12 protein-coding genes are annotated in these 14,529 nt (G+C 77.8%); 5 read left to right on the forward strand and 7 right to left on the reverse strand.

What is annotated here, in order from left to right; translation table 11 throughout:
* Positions 1-34: 34 nt before the first annotated feature.
* On the forward strand, positions 35-1,240 hold the full coding sequence (locus EJA20_RS11160) for a saccharopine dehydrogenase family protein (RefSeq protein ID WP_240675384.1): 1,206 nt from the start codon (positions 35-37) through the stop codon (positions 1,238-1,240).
* Between the two features lie 183 nt (positions 1,241-1,423).
* Positions 1,424-2,686, forward strand: coding sequence for a sensor domain-containing phosphodiesterase (locus EJA20_RS11165; RefSeq protein WP_129338230.1), 1,263 nt, complete (start codon positions 1,424-1,426; stop codon positions 2,684-2,686).
* Positions 2,687-2,695: 9 nt separating this feature from the next.
* On the opposite strand, the gene EJA20_RS11170 is transcribed toward EJA20_RS11165, so the two are convergent.
* From EJA20_RS11170 to EJA20_RS11185, 4 genes are all read right to left on the reverse strand, one after another.
* Positions 2,696-3,088 carry a VOC family protein gene (locus EJA20_RS11170; protein WP_129338231.1) on the reverse strand — a complete coding sequence of 131 codons (393 nt, stop codon included), beginning with the start codon at positions 3,086-3,088 and terminating at the stop codon, positions 2,696-2,698.
* A gap of 154 nt (positions 3,089-3,242) precedes the next feature.
* A complete protein-coding gene (locus EJA20_RS11175) occupies positions 3,243-5,648 on the reverse strand; it encodes a LamG-like jellyroll fold domain-containing protein (protein WP_240675390.1) in 2,406 nt (801 codons plus the stop codon).
* Between the two features lie 252 nt (positions 5,649-5,900).
* On the reverse strand, positions 5,901-6,608 hold the full coding sequence (locus EJA20_RS11180; RefSeq protein ID WP_129338232.1) for an alpha/beta fold hydrolase: 708 nt from the start codon (positions 6,606-6,608) through the stop codon (positions 5,901-5,903).
* A 117-nt stretch (positions 6,609-6,725) separates the two neighbouring features.
* Positions 6,726-7,676: an Fpg/Nei family DNA glycosylase gene (locus tag EJA20_RS11185; RefSeq protein ID WP_129338233.1), complete on the reverse strand. Its 951-nt coding sequence runs from the start codon at positions 7,674-7,676 to the stop codon at positions 6,726-6,728.
* 143 nt (positions 7,677-7,819) lie between these two features.
* On the opposite strand from EJA20_RS11185, the gene EJA20_RS11190 reads away from it, so the two are divergent.
* The 3 genes from EJA20_RS11190 (at position 7,820) to EJA20_RS11200 (ending at position 11,113) form a co-directional block, all read left to right on the forward strand.
* Entirely contained in the window at positions 7,820-10,021 is a 2,202-nt protein-coding gene (locus tag EJA20_RS11190; RefSeq protein WP_129338234.1) for an EAL domain-containing protein, read from the forward strand.
* A 109-nt stretch (positions 10,022-10,130) separates the two neighbouring features.
* Positions 10,131-10,343 (forward strand): hypothetical protein, encoded by a 213-nt coding sequence (locus tag EJA20_RS11195; RefSeq protein ID WP_129338235.1) that lies wholly within the window; start codon positions 10,131-10,133, stop codon positions 10,341-10,343.
* A 56-nt stretch (positions 10,344-10,399) separates the two neighbouring features.
* Complete coding sequence (locus EJA20_RS11200) at positions 10,400-11,113, forward strand: DUF998 domain-containing protein (protein ID WP_129338236.1); 714 nt, start codon at positions 10,400-10,402, stop codon at positions 11,111-11,113.
* Here the strand turns inward: EJA20_RS11200 and dinB are convergent.
* The 3 genes from dinB to EJA20_RS11215 all read right to left on the reverse strand — a co-directional run bounded on the left by dinB (position 11,052) and on the right by EJA20_RS11215 (position 14,517).
* Positions 11,052-12,275, reverse strand: a complete 1,224-nt coding sequence (gene dinB, locus EJA20_RS11205) for a DNA polymerase IV (protein WP_205687467.1) — start codon at positions 12,273-12,275, stop codon at positions 11,052-11,054. The genes EJA20_RS11200 and dinB overlap by 62 nt on opposite strands.
* 101 nt (positions 12,276-12,376) lie before the next feature.
* Positions 12,377-12,811: a hypothetical protein gene (locus tag EJA20_RS11210; protein ID WP_129338237.1), complete on the reverse strand. Its 435-nt coding sequence runs from the start codon at positions 12,809-12,811 to the stop codon at positions 12,377-12,379.
* Positions 12,812-12,870: 59 nt separating this feature from the next.
* Complete coding sequence (locus EJA20_RS11215; protein ID WP_129338238.1) at positions 12,871-14,517, reverse strand: ABC-F family ATP-binding cassette domain-containing protein; 1,647 nt, start codon at positions 14,515-14,517, stop codon at positions 12,871-12,873.
* Between the last annotated feature and the right edge of the window lie 12 nt (positions 14,518-14,529).

A 14,529-nucleotide genomic window follows, 5' to 3' on the forward strand; every position in this document is an offset into this window, starting at 1 on the left:
CCTGCGCGCCCGGGCGGCCGGACGTCCCCACGACGTGGTGCTGCTCGGCGCGACCGGCTTCGTCGGGGCGCTCACCGCCGAGCACCTCGCCCGGCACGCGCCGGCCGGCACCCGCGTCGCGCTGGCGGGCCGCTCGCGGGACCGCCTCGAGCGGCTGCGGGCGGACCTGCCCCCGGGCGCCGCCGGCTGGGACCTGCACGTCGTCGACGTCACCGACCGGCCCGCGCTCGACCGGCTGGCCGCGAGCACCGCGGTGCTGGTCAGCACGGTCGGCCCCTACGCGCGGCACGGCCTGCCCGTGGTGGAGGCCTGTGCCGCGGCGGGGACCCACTACGCCGACCTCACGGGCGAGCTGCGCTTCGTGCGCGCGGCGATCGACCGCACGGACGCCGTGGCGCGCTCCACCGGGGCGCGTCTCGTGCACGCCTGCGGCTACGACTCCGTGCCCTCCGACCTCGGCGTCCACGTCCTCCACGCGCACGCCCGGGACACCGGCGCCGGGGACCTCCTCGACGTGCGGGCCCTGGCCACGGCACGCGGCGGCGTCTCGGGCGGGACCGTCGACTCCCTGCGCGGCGAGCTCGACGCCCGGCGCGACGACCCCGCCGCCGCAGCGCTCGGGCGCGACCCCTTCGCGCTCTCGCCGGACCGCCCCGCGGAGCCCGCCACGCCGCAGCCCTCGTCGACCCCGCCGCCGGGCCGGGTCGCGGGCCGCTGGACCGCGCCGTTCGTCATGGCACCCTTCAACACCCGGGTGGTCCGCCGCTCCAACGCGCTGACGGGGTGGTCCTACGGCCGCGGCCTGCGCTACGGGGAGGTCGTCGACGCCGGGACGGGGCCCGTCGGCGCGCTCACCGCGGCCGGGGTCACCGCCGGCTCCGTGCTCCTCGTCGCCGCGATGCGCGGCCGGTGGACGCGGCCCCTCGTCGACCGGCTCCTGCCCGCCCCGGGCGAGGGCCCCGGGGCCGACGTCCGCGCCGCCGGCTGGTTCCGTCACCGCTTCCTCGGCACGACGACGAGCGGCCGGACCCTCGTCGCGGAGGTCTCCGGCCCGGGTGACCCCGGCTACGCCGCGACCGCCGTCATGCTCGGCCAGACCGCGCTGGCAATGGCGCTCGACGACGACCTGCCGCCGCGGGCCGGGTCGCTCACGCCGGCCACGGCCCTGGGCGACGCGCTCGTCCGGCGGCTGCGTGCCCAGGGCTTCACCCTGCGCGTCCGCGACGCGCCGATCGGCTGACGGGAGCCGGCGGACCGGACGTCGGGGCCAGGACGTCGGGGCCGGGTCGTCGGGGCCAGGTCGTCGAGCCCACGGGGCGCGGGTGCCGCCGTCCGGGCGACGCACCGGCGCACCGCTCACCCCGGTGCCGGCAGCGCCGATGGGCGGAGGGACGCGGACCCGCCGCGCGGGAGGGGGGACGCCGTGCGACGCCAGCGCTCGAGCGCCGAGGAGCAGGTCGCCGAGCTCCTGCGGACCGCCAAGGACGCCCTCGGGCTGAGCGTCGCCTTCCTCTCGCGGATGGACGGCACCACCCAGCACCTCGAGGTGGTCGACTCCTCCATCCCCTTCCTCTTCCAGGAGGGCGCCAAGGTCGCGCAGGCGACGTCCTTCTGCCAGGTCATCCGCGAGGGCCGCCTGCCCGCCGTCATCCCGGACGTCCGCCGCTTCCCCGAGGCGATGGCCCTGCCCGCCGCGCGCTTCCCGCGCCTGCGCTCCTACGTCTCCGTGCCCGTGACGCTCAGCGACGGGACGTACTACGGCACCTTCTGCGCGGCCGGCCTCACCACCGACAAGGGGCTCAGCGAGCGCGACCGCGCGCTGCTGGAGGTCCTGGCCTCCGCGGCCGCCGTCGTCATCGAGCCGGAGGTCACCGCGGCGGCGCAGCGTGCCGAGGTCGAGGGGCGCCTGCTGCCCGTGCTCGCCTCCGGCGGCCCCACCGTCGTCCTCCAGCCCATCGTCGACCTGGCGACCGGCCGGCGCGTCGGCGCCGAGGCCCTCAGCCGCTTCCCCGCCGCGTGGGGCAAGGCGCCCGACGTCGTCTTCGCCGAGGCGCACGCCGCCGGCGTCGGCGACGACCTCGAGCTGCTCGCGCTCGAGCGGGCGGTCGAGCACCTGGCACGGGTCGGCGGCTACGTGGCCATGAACGTCTCCCCCGGCACGCTCCTCACGGACGGCTGCGCCGCGCTGCTGCGGCGGCTGCCCGCGCCCCGGGTGCTGCTCGAGCTGTCCGAGCACGACCCCGTGGAGGACTACGGCGCCCTGCACGCGGCGCTGGCCGAGGCGCGCGGGCGCGGCATGCGCCTGGCCATCGACGACGTCGGCGCGGGCTTCTCCTCGCTCCGGCACATCGTCCTGTGCCGTCCGGACGTCATCAAGCTCGACCGCAGCATCGTCGACGGGGTCGCGGCCGACGACGTGCTGCGCACGCTGGTGCGCGCCCTCGTCGAGTTCGCGCACGGCAGCGCCACCACCGTCGTCGCGGAGGGTGTCGAGACCGTCGACGACGTGGTGGCGCTGCGCGCGCTCGGCGTGGACCTCGGGCAGGGCTGGCACTTCGGCCGGCCCGGCCCGCCGGAGGCGCTCGAACCGGTCGCGGCCGCGGTCGTCCCGCGGCCCGGGCTGCCGCTGGACGACGCGGTGCCGGTGACCGCTCCGGCACCCCTGCCCGCGCGGCCGCGCGGGTGACCGCAGGGGTCAGCGACCCCGCTCGTCCTGGTCGAGGCAGAGGATGTTGCCCTCGCTGTCCTTGAACCAGGCGGCCTTGCCCATGCCGGGCATGGTGGCGACCTCGCCGTCCCACTCCAGGCCCGGCAGGTCGTAGACCTCGAACCCCACGCCCTTGCGCTTGAGCTCGTCCACCTCCGCGACGAGGTCGTCGACGTGGAACTGGGCGATCGTGTGGCCGGCGCGGCCGGCGAACTCCGTCTCGTAGACGTTGAAGGCCGTCCCCGGCCCCGCCACGTAGTGGACGCTGCCCGGCACGCCCTCGTCGGACGGCGTGAAGCCGAGGGTGTCCTCGTAGAACGCGCGCGCCCGCGCCAGGTCGTGTGCGGGGATGTTGGCCTCGACGGTGCTCTTCGTCAGCATGGGTGACCTCTGCTCAGGACGACGGGACGAACGGGACGGGCGGCAGCACGGTGCGCGCACCCTCCCCTCCGGTCCTCGACGACCTGGTGCCGGTCTACTCCTGCGCCGGCGGCCGGGACAAGGGCTTTCCCACCCCCGCCCCGGCCGGACGGCGTCACGCCCCCGCGAGGGCCGCCACCTCGCCGGGGGACAGGGCGGAGGAGTACACGCGCAGCTCGTCCACGTCGCCGCGGAACGGGGTGTCCCACCAGTTGACGCCGAGGGCGAAGACGCCGGTCGTGGTCGTGAGGACGTCGGGGAACCCCGTGCCCGTGAAGGCCGCCTCGCCGTCCACGTAGACGGCGACGGCGCCCTCGTCGACCGTCAGCGCGACGTGCGTCCACGCGCCGACCGGGATCGTGCTCCCCACGGGGGCGTCGTACCACCGGGAGCCGGACCAGACCATGGTCCCGCCGGCCGGGCCCTGCGGCACCACGCTCACCCAGCTGTCCGCGTCCCGGGCGGCGAAGAAGGCCGTGGTGAACGGCGTGACCACCTCCGGCCGCAGCCACAGGCCCACCGACCACGTGCCCCCGCTCACGAGGCCGTCCGGCAGCCGCACGCCGCTCGTGCCGTCGAGGTGCACGGCTCGCCCCTGCACCCCGTCGACGAACGACACCGCGCCGCCCGGGGCGTCGATCCGCGGGCCCGTCGTCGTGGCCGCGCCGGCGCCGCCGGCGCCGGCGAGGTCGTCCTCGAAGGACCACGTCCCGACGAGGCCCCCGGCGGTGCGCGCCCGCACGGTGACGGGGAAGGTCGTCGTCGCGGTCACGCCGCCGTTCGCGACGGTGGCGGTGAGCGTCACCGTCGCGTCGCCCTCCCCCGCCGCGGGGCGCTGGACGTCGCCGGTCGCGGAGACCACGGACGGGTCGGAGGACGCCCACGCGATCGTCGTGCCGTGGGTGCCCGTCGTCGGCAGGGCGAGGTCGGCGACCACCGCGGAGGTGTCCCCGAGGGACAGGTCGGCCAGCACCGCGTCCACGGCGGCGCGCGGCGTCATCGGCGCCACGGCGCTGCCCCACAGGGAGACGCCCTGCGCGGACTGCACGCTGAAGGTCATGGCCCAGCGGCGGACGTCCTCGCGCCACAGCCGGGCGAAGACGCCGGTGTAGAGGTGCCCGTCGACGGTGAGGCGCGCGCCCCAGCGGCCGTGGCGCTCCCACGTGCCGCTCACCGCCCCGGTCACCCGGCCGTCCTGCTCCAGGCGGACGGCCGTCGCGCGCTCGACGTCCGCCGAGATGCCCGTGCCGTGGTCGACGAACGCGTACTCGCCGACCATCTGCGACCGCTGCACCGTCGCGGCCGTCTCCCCCGCGTACCGGTGGGGCGCGACGACCGGCCAGCCGGCCTCGTTCATCCACATCTGGTGCACGCGCACCTCGTGGTGCTCGCCCTCGCCCGGGAAGCGGCTGTGCATCACGAGGAACATCCGGCCCGTCTGCGGGTCGACGTACGTCGAGTTGTGGCCCGGCGACACCGCGCCCGTGCCGACGCCCTCGCCCGGGTCGCCGACCTCGCGCGGGAACAGGTGGTTGCCCAGGAGCTTCGTGCCGAAGGGCTCGATCGACGCGTCGTCGAACAGCGGCAGCGACGGGTCGGAGCGCACCTGCGACATGTCGTTCCCGGCGGCGTCGAGGTAGGGGCCGTCCGGGCTCGTCGAGCGCGCGACCCGCAGGTTGTACCCGCCGTCGGCGTCCAGGCCGCCGAAGGAGAGGAACAGGTAGTAGTAGCCGCTCGCCGCGTCGAACAGGACTGCCGGGCCCTCGATGCGGCTGTGGTTGCCGCCGACGAGGTGCGTCCCGTAGCCCTGGCCCGGCACCGGGAAGCCGGTCGACTCGTCCATCCTGAGGATGAACACCCCGCCCGAGTACGAGCCGTAGACCATCCAGAGCGTGCCCTCCGCGTCGCGGAAGGCGTCGGGGTCGACGACGTTGGGGTGCACGCGCGCGTCGAACGGCTCGCCGTCGACCGTCGGCTCGTCGCCCTCCTGGCCCGAGCGCAGGAAGAGGCCCAGGTCCTCGTAGGGGCCGTCGACGGTGTCCGCGACGGCCACACCCATGGCGGAGCGGGGCGAGTCGCCCTTGCAGGCGTTGTAGTACATGTAGTAGCGGCCGTCGGCGAGCCGGATGACGTCCGCCGCCCAGAGGGTGTCCGTCTGCGCCCAGTCGAAGGTCTCCTCGAGCTCGGCGAGCACGTCCTCGAACATCGGGTTGTCGGCGGACACGCCCTCCGAGACCTGCTCCCACCGCATCAGGTCGTCGGTGCGGGCCGAGGCGAGGTGCGACCCGAACACCCAGACCTCGTCGTCGGCCACGACGACGGACGGGTCGTGCACCGAGACGTCGGCGAAGACCGGGTCCGGCGGCGGCGCGGGCGCTCGCGACGCCGCGGCCGCGGCGGCCAGGGGGGCACCGCCGGCCGCGCCGGCGAGGCCACCGGCCAGCAGGGGGCCGGCGAGGGCGAGGGACGCGGCGGCGGCGAGGCCCCCGACGAGGGACGGACGACGGCGGACGAGGGGCACGGGTCCTCCTGGTGCAGCACTGGACGCAGGGGCGGCCGGGCTGCAGAGGCCCGGCGGTCGGAGGGGCGCGACGCCGCGCAACCCCGACCCTGCGACCGTACATCGATGGAGGAAGCGACGTCCATCGTTGTAGAACGGGGCCGTTAAGACGGGCTGGACCCGCGCGCCGGGCGATCGGAGGCGAGGGGACGTCGGCCGTGCGGGTGGCGTCCGGCCGGCGCGCGGCCGGGCCCGCCGCCGCACCACCCCTCGTCACCCGGCGGTGGCCGCCACCGTCGCGACGACCGCCGCGGCCAGGTCGTCGGGGCGGCTGAGCTGGGGCCAGTGCCCCGTCGGCATCTCGACGACGGTGAGGTCCCGGACCCGGGCGAGCTCGCGGACGTACGGGTGGTCCTGCGCCATGAGCCCGCGCAGGACCGGCTCGGGCATCGTCGAGCTGATGAGGGTGACGGGGACGTCGTAGCGTCGCTCGTCGTGCAGGACCTGCGGACCCGCGGCCACGAGCGGCGGGACGGTGACGGCCCGCTCGCGGAACGCCGCCCGCAGCTCGTCGGTGAGCCCGGTGAGCTCCTCCTCCTCGAAGACGGACCAGTCCGGCAGCGGCACGAGCCCGTCGACGACCGGCAGCCCGTCGTTGACGACCCCGCCGTCAGCCAGTGGCCCGCTGTCCACGTAGACGACCCGCGCGACGCGGTCCGGCCGGGCGTCCGCGACGGCGTGGGCCACCGCGCCGCCGCCGCTGTGCCCGACGACCACCGCGGGGCCCTCGAGTCCGTCGAGCAGCTCGACGACCGCGGCGGCCTGGTCGGCGAGGGTGACCCCGGCCGCCTCCGCGGCGGGGGCGCCGGCGCCCCGCGGTGTCACGGGGTGCGGACGGTGACCGGCGGCGCGCAGGGCCGCGGTGACGGGCGCCCAGCTGGACGCGTCGAGCCAGAAACCGGGGATGAGGAGGACGTCCATGGGCCGACCGTAGGGCCTGCCGCCGACACGACCCGCGGCCGGGCCGCCCGGCACCGGTCCCCGCAGGTCAGCGCGGCGCCGGCCGCGGGAAGCGCACGGGACGCGCGCGGCGGGGCCTCAGGGCCGCCGCTGGCAGACGGGGCAGCGGTACAGCTTGCGGGCCTCCATCGTCTCGAGCAGGACGGGCGTGCCGCAGACGCGGCACGGCTCGCCCGTGCGGCGGTACACCCAGTGGCGCGCGTCCCGGTGCCGCAGCGCGTGCCGGCGGCCGGCGGGGTCGAGGTCCTCCCGCGTGACCATGACGCCCTCGCGGATGCCGTCGCGCAGGAGGCCCGACCAGTCCTGCCACAGCCCGGCGACGAGCTCCGGCGGCACGGCCCGCCCCGGCACCCACGGGTCCAGGCGGGCGCGGAACAGCAGCTCCGCCCGGTAGATGTTGCCGATGCCGGCGACCACGGACTGGTCCATGAGCAGCCGCCCGACGGGCACGGCCCGCCGCGTCACCGCGTGCACCACCCGCTCCTGCGCCGCGCCACCGGGGGCGGGGGCGCCGCCCAGGTGGCGCGAGAGGGCCCCGTCCTCGACGGGGTCGGGACCCAGGCGCGCCAGCACGGCGAGCACCTCGTCCTCCCTCAGCACCTCGCAGGCGGTCGGGCCCCGCAGGTCCGCCACGGTGCCGGGCGCGAGCAGCCGGACCCGCACCTGGCCGACGGGCGGCGGCGGGAAGGCGGCCACCGCGCCCTCGCGCTCGTCCTCCCCCTCCGCCATGCGCACCCGGCGCCGCGGGGACGTGCTCCGCACCCGCTGGGTGCCGCCCGGCAGCGGGGACACCGTCCCGGCCAGGTCCCACGACCCGTACAGCCCGAGGTGCACGTGCAGGACGAGGGCGCCGGCGAACGTGAGGAAGAGGTGCTTGCCCACCGCGTCGGAGCGCTCGAGGACGCGGCCGTCCAGCAGCTCGGCTCCGGCGGCGAACCGCCCCTGCGGGGAGGACACGCGCAGCCGGTGGCCGACGAGGTCGGCCCCGAGCTGGAGGGCGACGCGGTGGACGGAGTGGCCTTCGGGCACCGGGCGAGGGTAGGCGGGGGCCCGCGGAGGGGCCTGCGGCACCCAGGCGCGCCACAGCCCTGCCGGACGGGCCCCCGCACGGCATGATCAGGCGCACGGAGGGCGCTCGGGCAGGGGGCGCCGCCCGTCCCGAGGGGGCTGGGATGAGCACGCAGGCGGTGGTCGAGGACGACGTGCTCGGGCACGTCCAGGACGTCGTGCGACGCGCGCTGGAGGACCTGCAGCGACGCAGCGGCCTCGAGAGCTGGGTGCTCGCCCGGCGCGACGGCGAGGACTACGTGGTGCTCGACGCCGTCGGCGAGTCGATCGGCCGGCCCGGCGACGCCCGGGTCGTGCGCTGGGAGGACACCTTCTGCGCCGTCCGCGACGCGGGCGCCCCCGCGGCGGCGGACGACGTGCGGGACGTGCCCGCCTACCTGCACCTCGCCCGGCGCACGGCGCCCCGGGTGCGCGCCGTCCTGACCGTGCCCGTGGTCACCCCCGACGGCGACTGGGTGGGGGCCCTGTGCGGGCTCGGCTCGCAGCCCGTCGTCGGGCTCGACGAGCACCGCGCCACCGCCGAGGTGCAGGCCGCCCTGCTCGGGTCGCTCCTGGCCTTCGAGCGGCACGCGCTCCAGGAGCGCCGCCGCGCGGAGCGGGCCGAGGCCGCCGCCCTCACCGACCCCCTGACCGGGCTCGGCAACCGGCGCGCCTGGGACCTCGCGGTCCGCGCCGAGGAGGAGCGCTCGGAGGTCCTGGGCACCTCCGTGGGCGTCGTGGTGGCCGACCTCGACGGGATGAAGGCGATCAACGACGGCGTCGGGCACGCCGCGGGCGACGACGTGCTCGTGCTGGCGGGCGAGGCCCTGCGGTCCTGCGCGGCGCCGGAGCACCTCGCCGCGCGCCTCGGCGGGGACGAGCTCGGGCTCCTCCTGCCCGACACGGGGGCCACGGGGACCTCGGCCGTCGTCGACGCGCTGCGGGCCGCCTGGGAGCGCCGCGGCGTCGAGGTGTCCGTCGGCTGGGCCGTGCGCCGGGCCGGGTCGGGGCTCCAGGAGGCCTGGCGCCAGGCCGACGCGGCGATGTACGTGGACAAGCAGCGCCGCCGGCTGGCCGCGCCCGGTGCGGACGGCCCTCCGTCCGGCAGCCGGCCCCCGCGCGGGGCCGGGCCCGTCGACGAGGGCGCCCTCGCGGCCCTCGTCGGCACGGGCGGCGAGGCGGTGCGCGACGTGGACGCCCTGCTGCGCCTCGTCTCCGCGCAGCTCGGGCTCGACGTGGCCTTCGTCAACGAGCGGCTCGCCGACCGGTGGCGCTTCCGGGCGGTCCACGCCGGACCCTCCGACCGCATCCGGGTCGACGACGAGTCGGAGACCGCCGACAGCTTCTGCGAGCTCCTCGTCCAGGGGTCGATCCCGGCCGCCGTGCCCGACACCACCGCGGAGCCGGCGCTCGCGGCCCTGCCGATCCGCGCCGCGCTCGACATCGCCGCCTACGTCGGCACGCCCCTGCACCGCAGCGACGGGTCCCTCTACGGCACCCTCTGCGCGTACTCGCACGGGACCGAGCCCGCGCTCTCCGACCGGGACGCGGGCGTGCTGCGGGTCGTGGGCAGCCTCGTCATGGGGATCCTCGAACGTCAGGACCGGGCCAGCGCGGCGCGCCACGCCCTCCTCGCCCGGCTGGACGGGGTGCTGGGGTCCGGTGGGCCGACGATGGTGTTCCAGCCCGTGGTCGCCCTCGCCCGCTCCCGCGTCGTCGGGCACGAGGCCCTGAGCCGCTTCCCCGACGGCGACCCGGGCGCGTGGTTCGACCAGGCCCGGGCGGCGGGGGTCGAGGAGGACCTCGAGCTCGCCGCCGTGCGGTGCGCGCTCGCCGAGCACGCCCGGGCGCAGCGCGGCGCGGGGACGGGCTTCGTCGCGGTGAACGTCTCGGCACGCACCGCGGGCCTGCCGTCGCTGGCCCGCGCCCTGGACGGCGTCGACCCGGCGCGCGTCGTGCTCGAGCTGACCGAGCACGTCCCCGTCGAGGACTACGGCGCCCTGCGGCGCTCCCTCGCGCCCCTGCGCGCCCGGGGCGTCCGCCTGGCCGTCGACGACGTCGGGGCGGGGTTCGCCAGCATGCGGCACGTGCTCGAGCTCGTCCCCGACCTCATCAAGCTCGACATCGGCCTCGTCCGGAACATCGGCTCGGACAGCGCCCGGCAGGCGCTGGCCGCGTCCATGCTCGCCTTCGCGGACGCCACGGGCGCGGACGTGGTGGCCGAGGGCATCGAGACGCCGCAGGAGCTGGCGCACCTGCGGCGGATGGGCGTGGGACTGGGGCAGGGCTACCACCTCGGGCGCCCGGCACCCCTCGTCGCCGTCTAGCGGCGGACGGCCGGGCCCTTCGTCCCGCACCGTGGCGGACGCGGCGGGCGACCCTGGAGGGGACCGGCGACCCCGGCCCACCCGCACGCTCGCCCACGAGGAGAGTCCGATGAGCACCCTGGCGCTGACCGGCGTCCGCACGACCGCGACGACCGTCCACGACCTGCTCGACCACGTCTACCGCGACCCGGCGCCGACGCCGGGGAGCACGGCCGCCTCACGGGCGCGGTTCGCCGCCTACCTGCTGGCGGCGGGCACCACGGCCGTCGCGGCGCCCCTGGCCGTGCTCGCGGCGCTGGCCGGCGTCGTGCGCCTGCTCTGAGGACCCGCCCGGGGATCGGCTTGCGGCCCCCCGGCCGCCCGGGGACGGTGGCCGCCATGACAGGCTCCCCGACCGCCGGTCGCCGCCGCGGACCGACCACCGCCGCCCGCGGGACGGACGGGGTGCCGCCCTGGGCGCTCGCGTCCGCGGTGCTGGCGCCGGTCGCCCTCGTCGGGGGCTGGACGGTGGCGGCCTCCCGGGAGCCCGGCTTCGACCCGGTGCGCGAGACCATCAGCGCGCTCGCGGCGACGGATGCGGCCGCCCCGGCCGTCATGACCGCCGGGCTCGCGGTCACCGGTCTGGCGCACGTCGTCACCGCGGCGGGCCTTCGGCCTCTGGCGGCCCGCGCCCGCCTCCTGCACGCCGTGGGCGGCGTGGCGACGGCGGCCGTCGCGGCCCTGCCGTCGGACGTCGCGGGCCGCCCGCACGGCGTGGCCGCCGGGGTGGCGTTCGTCGCGCTCGCGGTGTGGCCCGCGGCGGCGGTGCGCCCGGGGGGCACCGGACCCGCCGGGCGCACCGGGGCGGTCGCCGCCGCCGTCCTCGTCGGGCTGCTCGGCTGGTTCGTGCTGGAGCTCACGGCGCCGGTGCCGGGGGTCGGGGACGCCGTGGGGCTGTCGGAGCGCGCGCTCGCCGGGGGTCAGGCGCTCTGGCCGCTCGCCGCGGTGCTCCTCCTGCGCCGGCCGCGCCGGCCCGTCGCCGCCGGGAACGCTACTCGGGCAGCAGGGGCACGGCCATCCCCTCCCCCCGGTGCAGGAGGCTCGCGCGGGTGACGCCCGCGGCGCCGAACCGGTCCCGGACGGCGTCCAGCGCGCCGTCCAGGCCGGCCGCGTCCGGTCCCCCGAGCGGCAGGGCCGGCTGCACCCACGTGTCCGGCGCCAGCCCCGTGAGGGCGACACCGACGAGGGTGAGCCCCCGCGCCGCGACGAGGGGTCCCGCCGCGTCGAGCAGGGCCGTCGCGGCGGCGCCGAGCTCGGGCGTCGAGGCCGTCGCCTGCGGCAGGGTGCGCGAGCGGGTGGCCGCCGTGTAGTCCGCGAACCGCAGGCGCAGCACGACGGTCCCCGCCGTCCGGTGGCCCGCGCGCAGCCGCCGCCCGACCCGGTCGACGAGCCCGAGCAGCGCCGCGCGCACGTCCGCCGGCGCGTGCGGCCCGCGCCCGAGCGCCCGCTGGGCGCCCACCGACGAGCGCCGCCGGTCGACGACGACGCGCTCGGGCGTGCGCCCGTGGACCACGGCGTGCAGGTGCCGGCCGGCCGCCGGCCCGAGGATGCCCGCGAGCACGCCGACCGGCAGGGACGCGACGTCGCCGGCCGTCCGCAGCCCGTACACGTGCAGCTTCGCGGCCGTCACCTCGCCGACGCCCCAGAGCACCTCGAGGGGCAGGGGGTGCAGGAACGCGTCCTCCGCGTCGGGGTCGACCCGCAGCAGGCCGTCGGGCTTGGCCACCCGGCTCGCGACCTTCGCCAGGAAGGGCGTGCGCGCCACCCCCACCGTGATGGGCAGGCCCACCTCGTCGCGGACGCGGGCGCGCAGGCGGGCGGCGAGGTCCACGGGCGGCGCGTCGATCCGGCGCAGCCCCCGGACGTCGAGGAACGCCTCGTCGATGGACACGCCCTGCACCTGCGGCGTGGTGGCGTGGAAGATCTCGAAGACTGCCCGGCTCGCCTCCGTGTAGGCCTCGAAGCGCGGCCGCACGAACACGAGGTCTGGGCAGGCCGCGAGCGCCGCCCGGCCCCCCATCGCGGTGCGCACGCCGCGGCGCTTGGCCTCGTAGGAGGCCGCGAGCACCACGCCGCCGCCGACGGCCACGGGCACCCCGCGCAGCCGGGGGTCGTCCCGCTGCTCGACCGCGGCGTAGAAGGCGTCCAGGTCCGCGTGCAGCACGGGGGCGGCCCACGGCCCCGTGCGCGCGCCGCCCCGCCCCTCGTCGTCCACGAACACATGTTCGACCCGACCACCGACACGGCGCCAGGCCCGACGCCCGGCGACGCGTGCCGCCGGCCCGGGCCCGGGGCGAGGGCCGGCGCGGCCCCGGCCTACGGCTGGTCGGCCAACGGGATCCCGAGGACCCGACGCGGGGGCGGCGGGAGGAGGTCGGCCCCCGCGGACGCCGGCGGGAAGCCGTCGTCCGGCCGGGGCCCGGCCCTCACGCGCCAGAGGTCCCCGTCGCGGTGCACCCACCCGGCCACGACGAGCCGCGTCCCTGCCGCCCCCGCGAGCCGGTCGTGCAGGGCGGGCGCGTGGTCGGGCGGCACGAAGCCGACGACGACGTTGCGCCAGACGGCGACGACCCGTGCCCCCGCCCCGGCCTCGAGGGCCAGGTCGGCGGCGACGGGCGCGCGGGCCGCCCGCTCCGCCGCCCGGAGGACCCCGACGAGGGCGGTCTGCAGCGCCGCCGCCTCGCCGAGCCCGAAGGCCTCGTCGGGACGCAGCTCGACGCGCAGGACGGGCCGGCGTCGGAGGATCCCCACGGCCCCAGCGTGCCACGCCCGTGCCGGACGGGGCCGCGGGCGGGCGCCGTGAGCCGCCCTCAGCCCGCCGCCACCTCGGTGACCTCCCCGTCCTCCACGTGCAGGCGCCGCGTGAGGCGGACGGTCTCGAGCATCCTGCGGTCGTGCGTGACGAGCAGCAGGGTGCCCTCGAAAGTGTCCAGCGCCGCCTCGAGCTGCTCGATGGCGGGCAGGTCCAGGTGGTTCGTGGGCTCGTCGAGCACGAGGAGGTTCACGCCGCGGGCCTGGAGCAGCGCCAGCGCGGCCCGGGTGCGCTCCCCCGGCGAGAGCGAGGCAGCCGGCCGCGGCACGTGGTGGCGGCCGAGCCCGAACTTCGCCAGCAGGGTGCGCACGTCGGCGTCCGGCCAGTCCGGCACCTCCCGCGCGAAGGCGGCGACGAGCGGCTCGTCGCCCTCGAACGCGGCCCGCGCCTGGTCGACCTCCCCGACGAGCACCGCCGGCCCCAGCCCCGCGTCACCGGCGTCGGGATGGACCCGTCCGAGCAGCAGGCCGAGCAGCGTGCTCTTGCCGGCGCCGTTCGGCCCGGTCACCGCGACCCGGTCCTGCCAGTCCACCTGCAGGTCCACGGGCCCCAGCCGGAACCCGCCCCGCTCCACGACGGCCGCCCGCGCCGTGGCCACGACCGCCCCCGAGCGGGGCGCGGTGGCGATGCTCATCTGGAGCTGCCACTCCTTGCGCGGCTCCGCGACCGTCTCCAGCCGCTCGATCATGCGCTCCGTCTGCCGGGCCTTGGCCGCCTGCTTCTCGGAGGTGGCGCCGCGGAACGCCTTCACGTGCTTGTCGTTGTCCGTGGCCTTGCGGCGGGCGTTGCGGACCCCCTTCGCCATCCAGGCGCGCTGCATCCGCGCCCGCGCCTGGAGCGCGTCGAGGCGCGAGGCGTAGCCCTCGTAGGCCTCCCGGGCCTGCCGCCGCGCGACGGACCGCTCCTCCAGGTAGGCGTCGTAGCTGCCGCCGTAGAGGCGCACCTGCTGCAGGCTGCGGTCGATCTCCACCACGGACGTCACCGTCCGGGAGAGGAACTCGCGGTCGTGGCTGACGACGACCACGGGCGCCGTGGCGCGGTCGACGAAGCCCTCGAGCAGGTCCAGCCCGTCCGCGTCGAGGTCGTTCGTCGGCTCGTCGAGCAGATACAGGTCGAAGCGCGAGAGCAGCAGCGCCGCGAGGCCGACGCGGGCCGCCTGCCCGCCCGAGAGCGCCGTCATGGGGGCGTCCACGCCGACGCCGAGGCCCACCTCGTCGGCGACCTGCTCCAGGCGCGCGTCCAGGTCGGCGCCGCCGAGCGCGAGCCAGGTCTCCAGCGCGGTGCCGTACCGGTCGTCGGCCCCGTCCTCGCCGGCGCCGAGCGCGTCGGCGGCGGCGTCCATCGCGGCCTGCGCCGCGGCGACCCCCGTCCGGCGTTCGAGGTGCGCGCGCACGCTCTCCCCCAGCAGCCGCTCGACCTCCTGCGCGAGGTACCCCAGCTGGGCGGTCGGCGGCGACACGCCGACGGAGCCCGCGTCGGGGACCCGACGGCCGGCGAGGACCTGCAGGAGCGTGGACTTGCCCGCGCCGTTCGGCCCGACGAGCCCGACCACGTCACCGGGCGCGACGACGAGGTCGACCCCCGCGAACAGCTCCCGGTCGCCGAAGCCGACGGCCACCCCCTTCGCCTGCACGGTCGCCGCCATGCGCCCATCCTG

The organism is Cellulomonas endophytica, from assembly GCF_004123805.1.
GTDB lineage: Bacteria > Actinomycetota > Actinomycetes > Actinomycetales > Cellulomonadaceae > Cellulomonas > Cellulomonas endophytica.

What these genes read in the sequence shown, in the direction of transcription:
- EJA20_RS11190 (WP_129338234.1), top strand. Translation starts at nt 7,820, where the DNA reads ATGAGCACGCAGGCGGTGGTCGAGGACGACGTGCTCGGGCACGTCCAG.
- EJA20_RS11215 (WP_129338238.1), bottom strand. Translation starts at nt 14,517, where the DNA reads ATGGCGGCGACCGTGCAGGCGAAGGGGGTGGCCGTCGGCTTCGGCGAC.
- EJA20_RS11180 (WP_129338232.1), bottom strand. Translation starts at nt 6,608, where the DNA reads ATGGACGTCCTCCTCATCCCCGGTTTCTGGCTCGACGCGTCCAGCTGG.
- EJA20_RS11195 (WP_129338235.1), top strand. Translation starts at nt 10,131, where the DNA reads ATGAGCACCCTGGCGCTGACCGGCGTCCGCACGACCGCGACGACCGTC.
- EJA20_RS11170 (WP_129338231.1), bottom strand. Translation starts at nt 3,088, where the DNA reads ATGCTGACGAAGAGCACCGTCGAGGCCAACATCCCCGCACACGACCTG.
- EJA20_RS11200 (WP_129338236.1), top strand. Translation starts at nt 10,400, where the DNA reads ATGACAGGCTCCCCGACCGCCGGTCGCCGCCGCGGACCGACCACCGCC.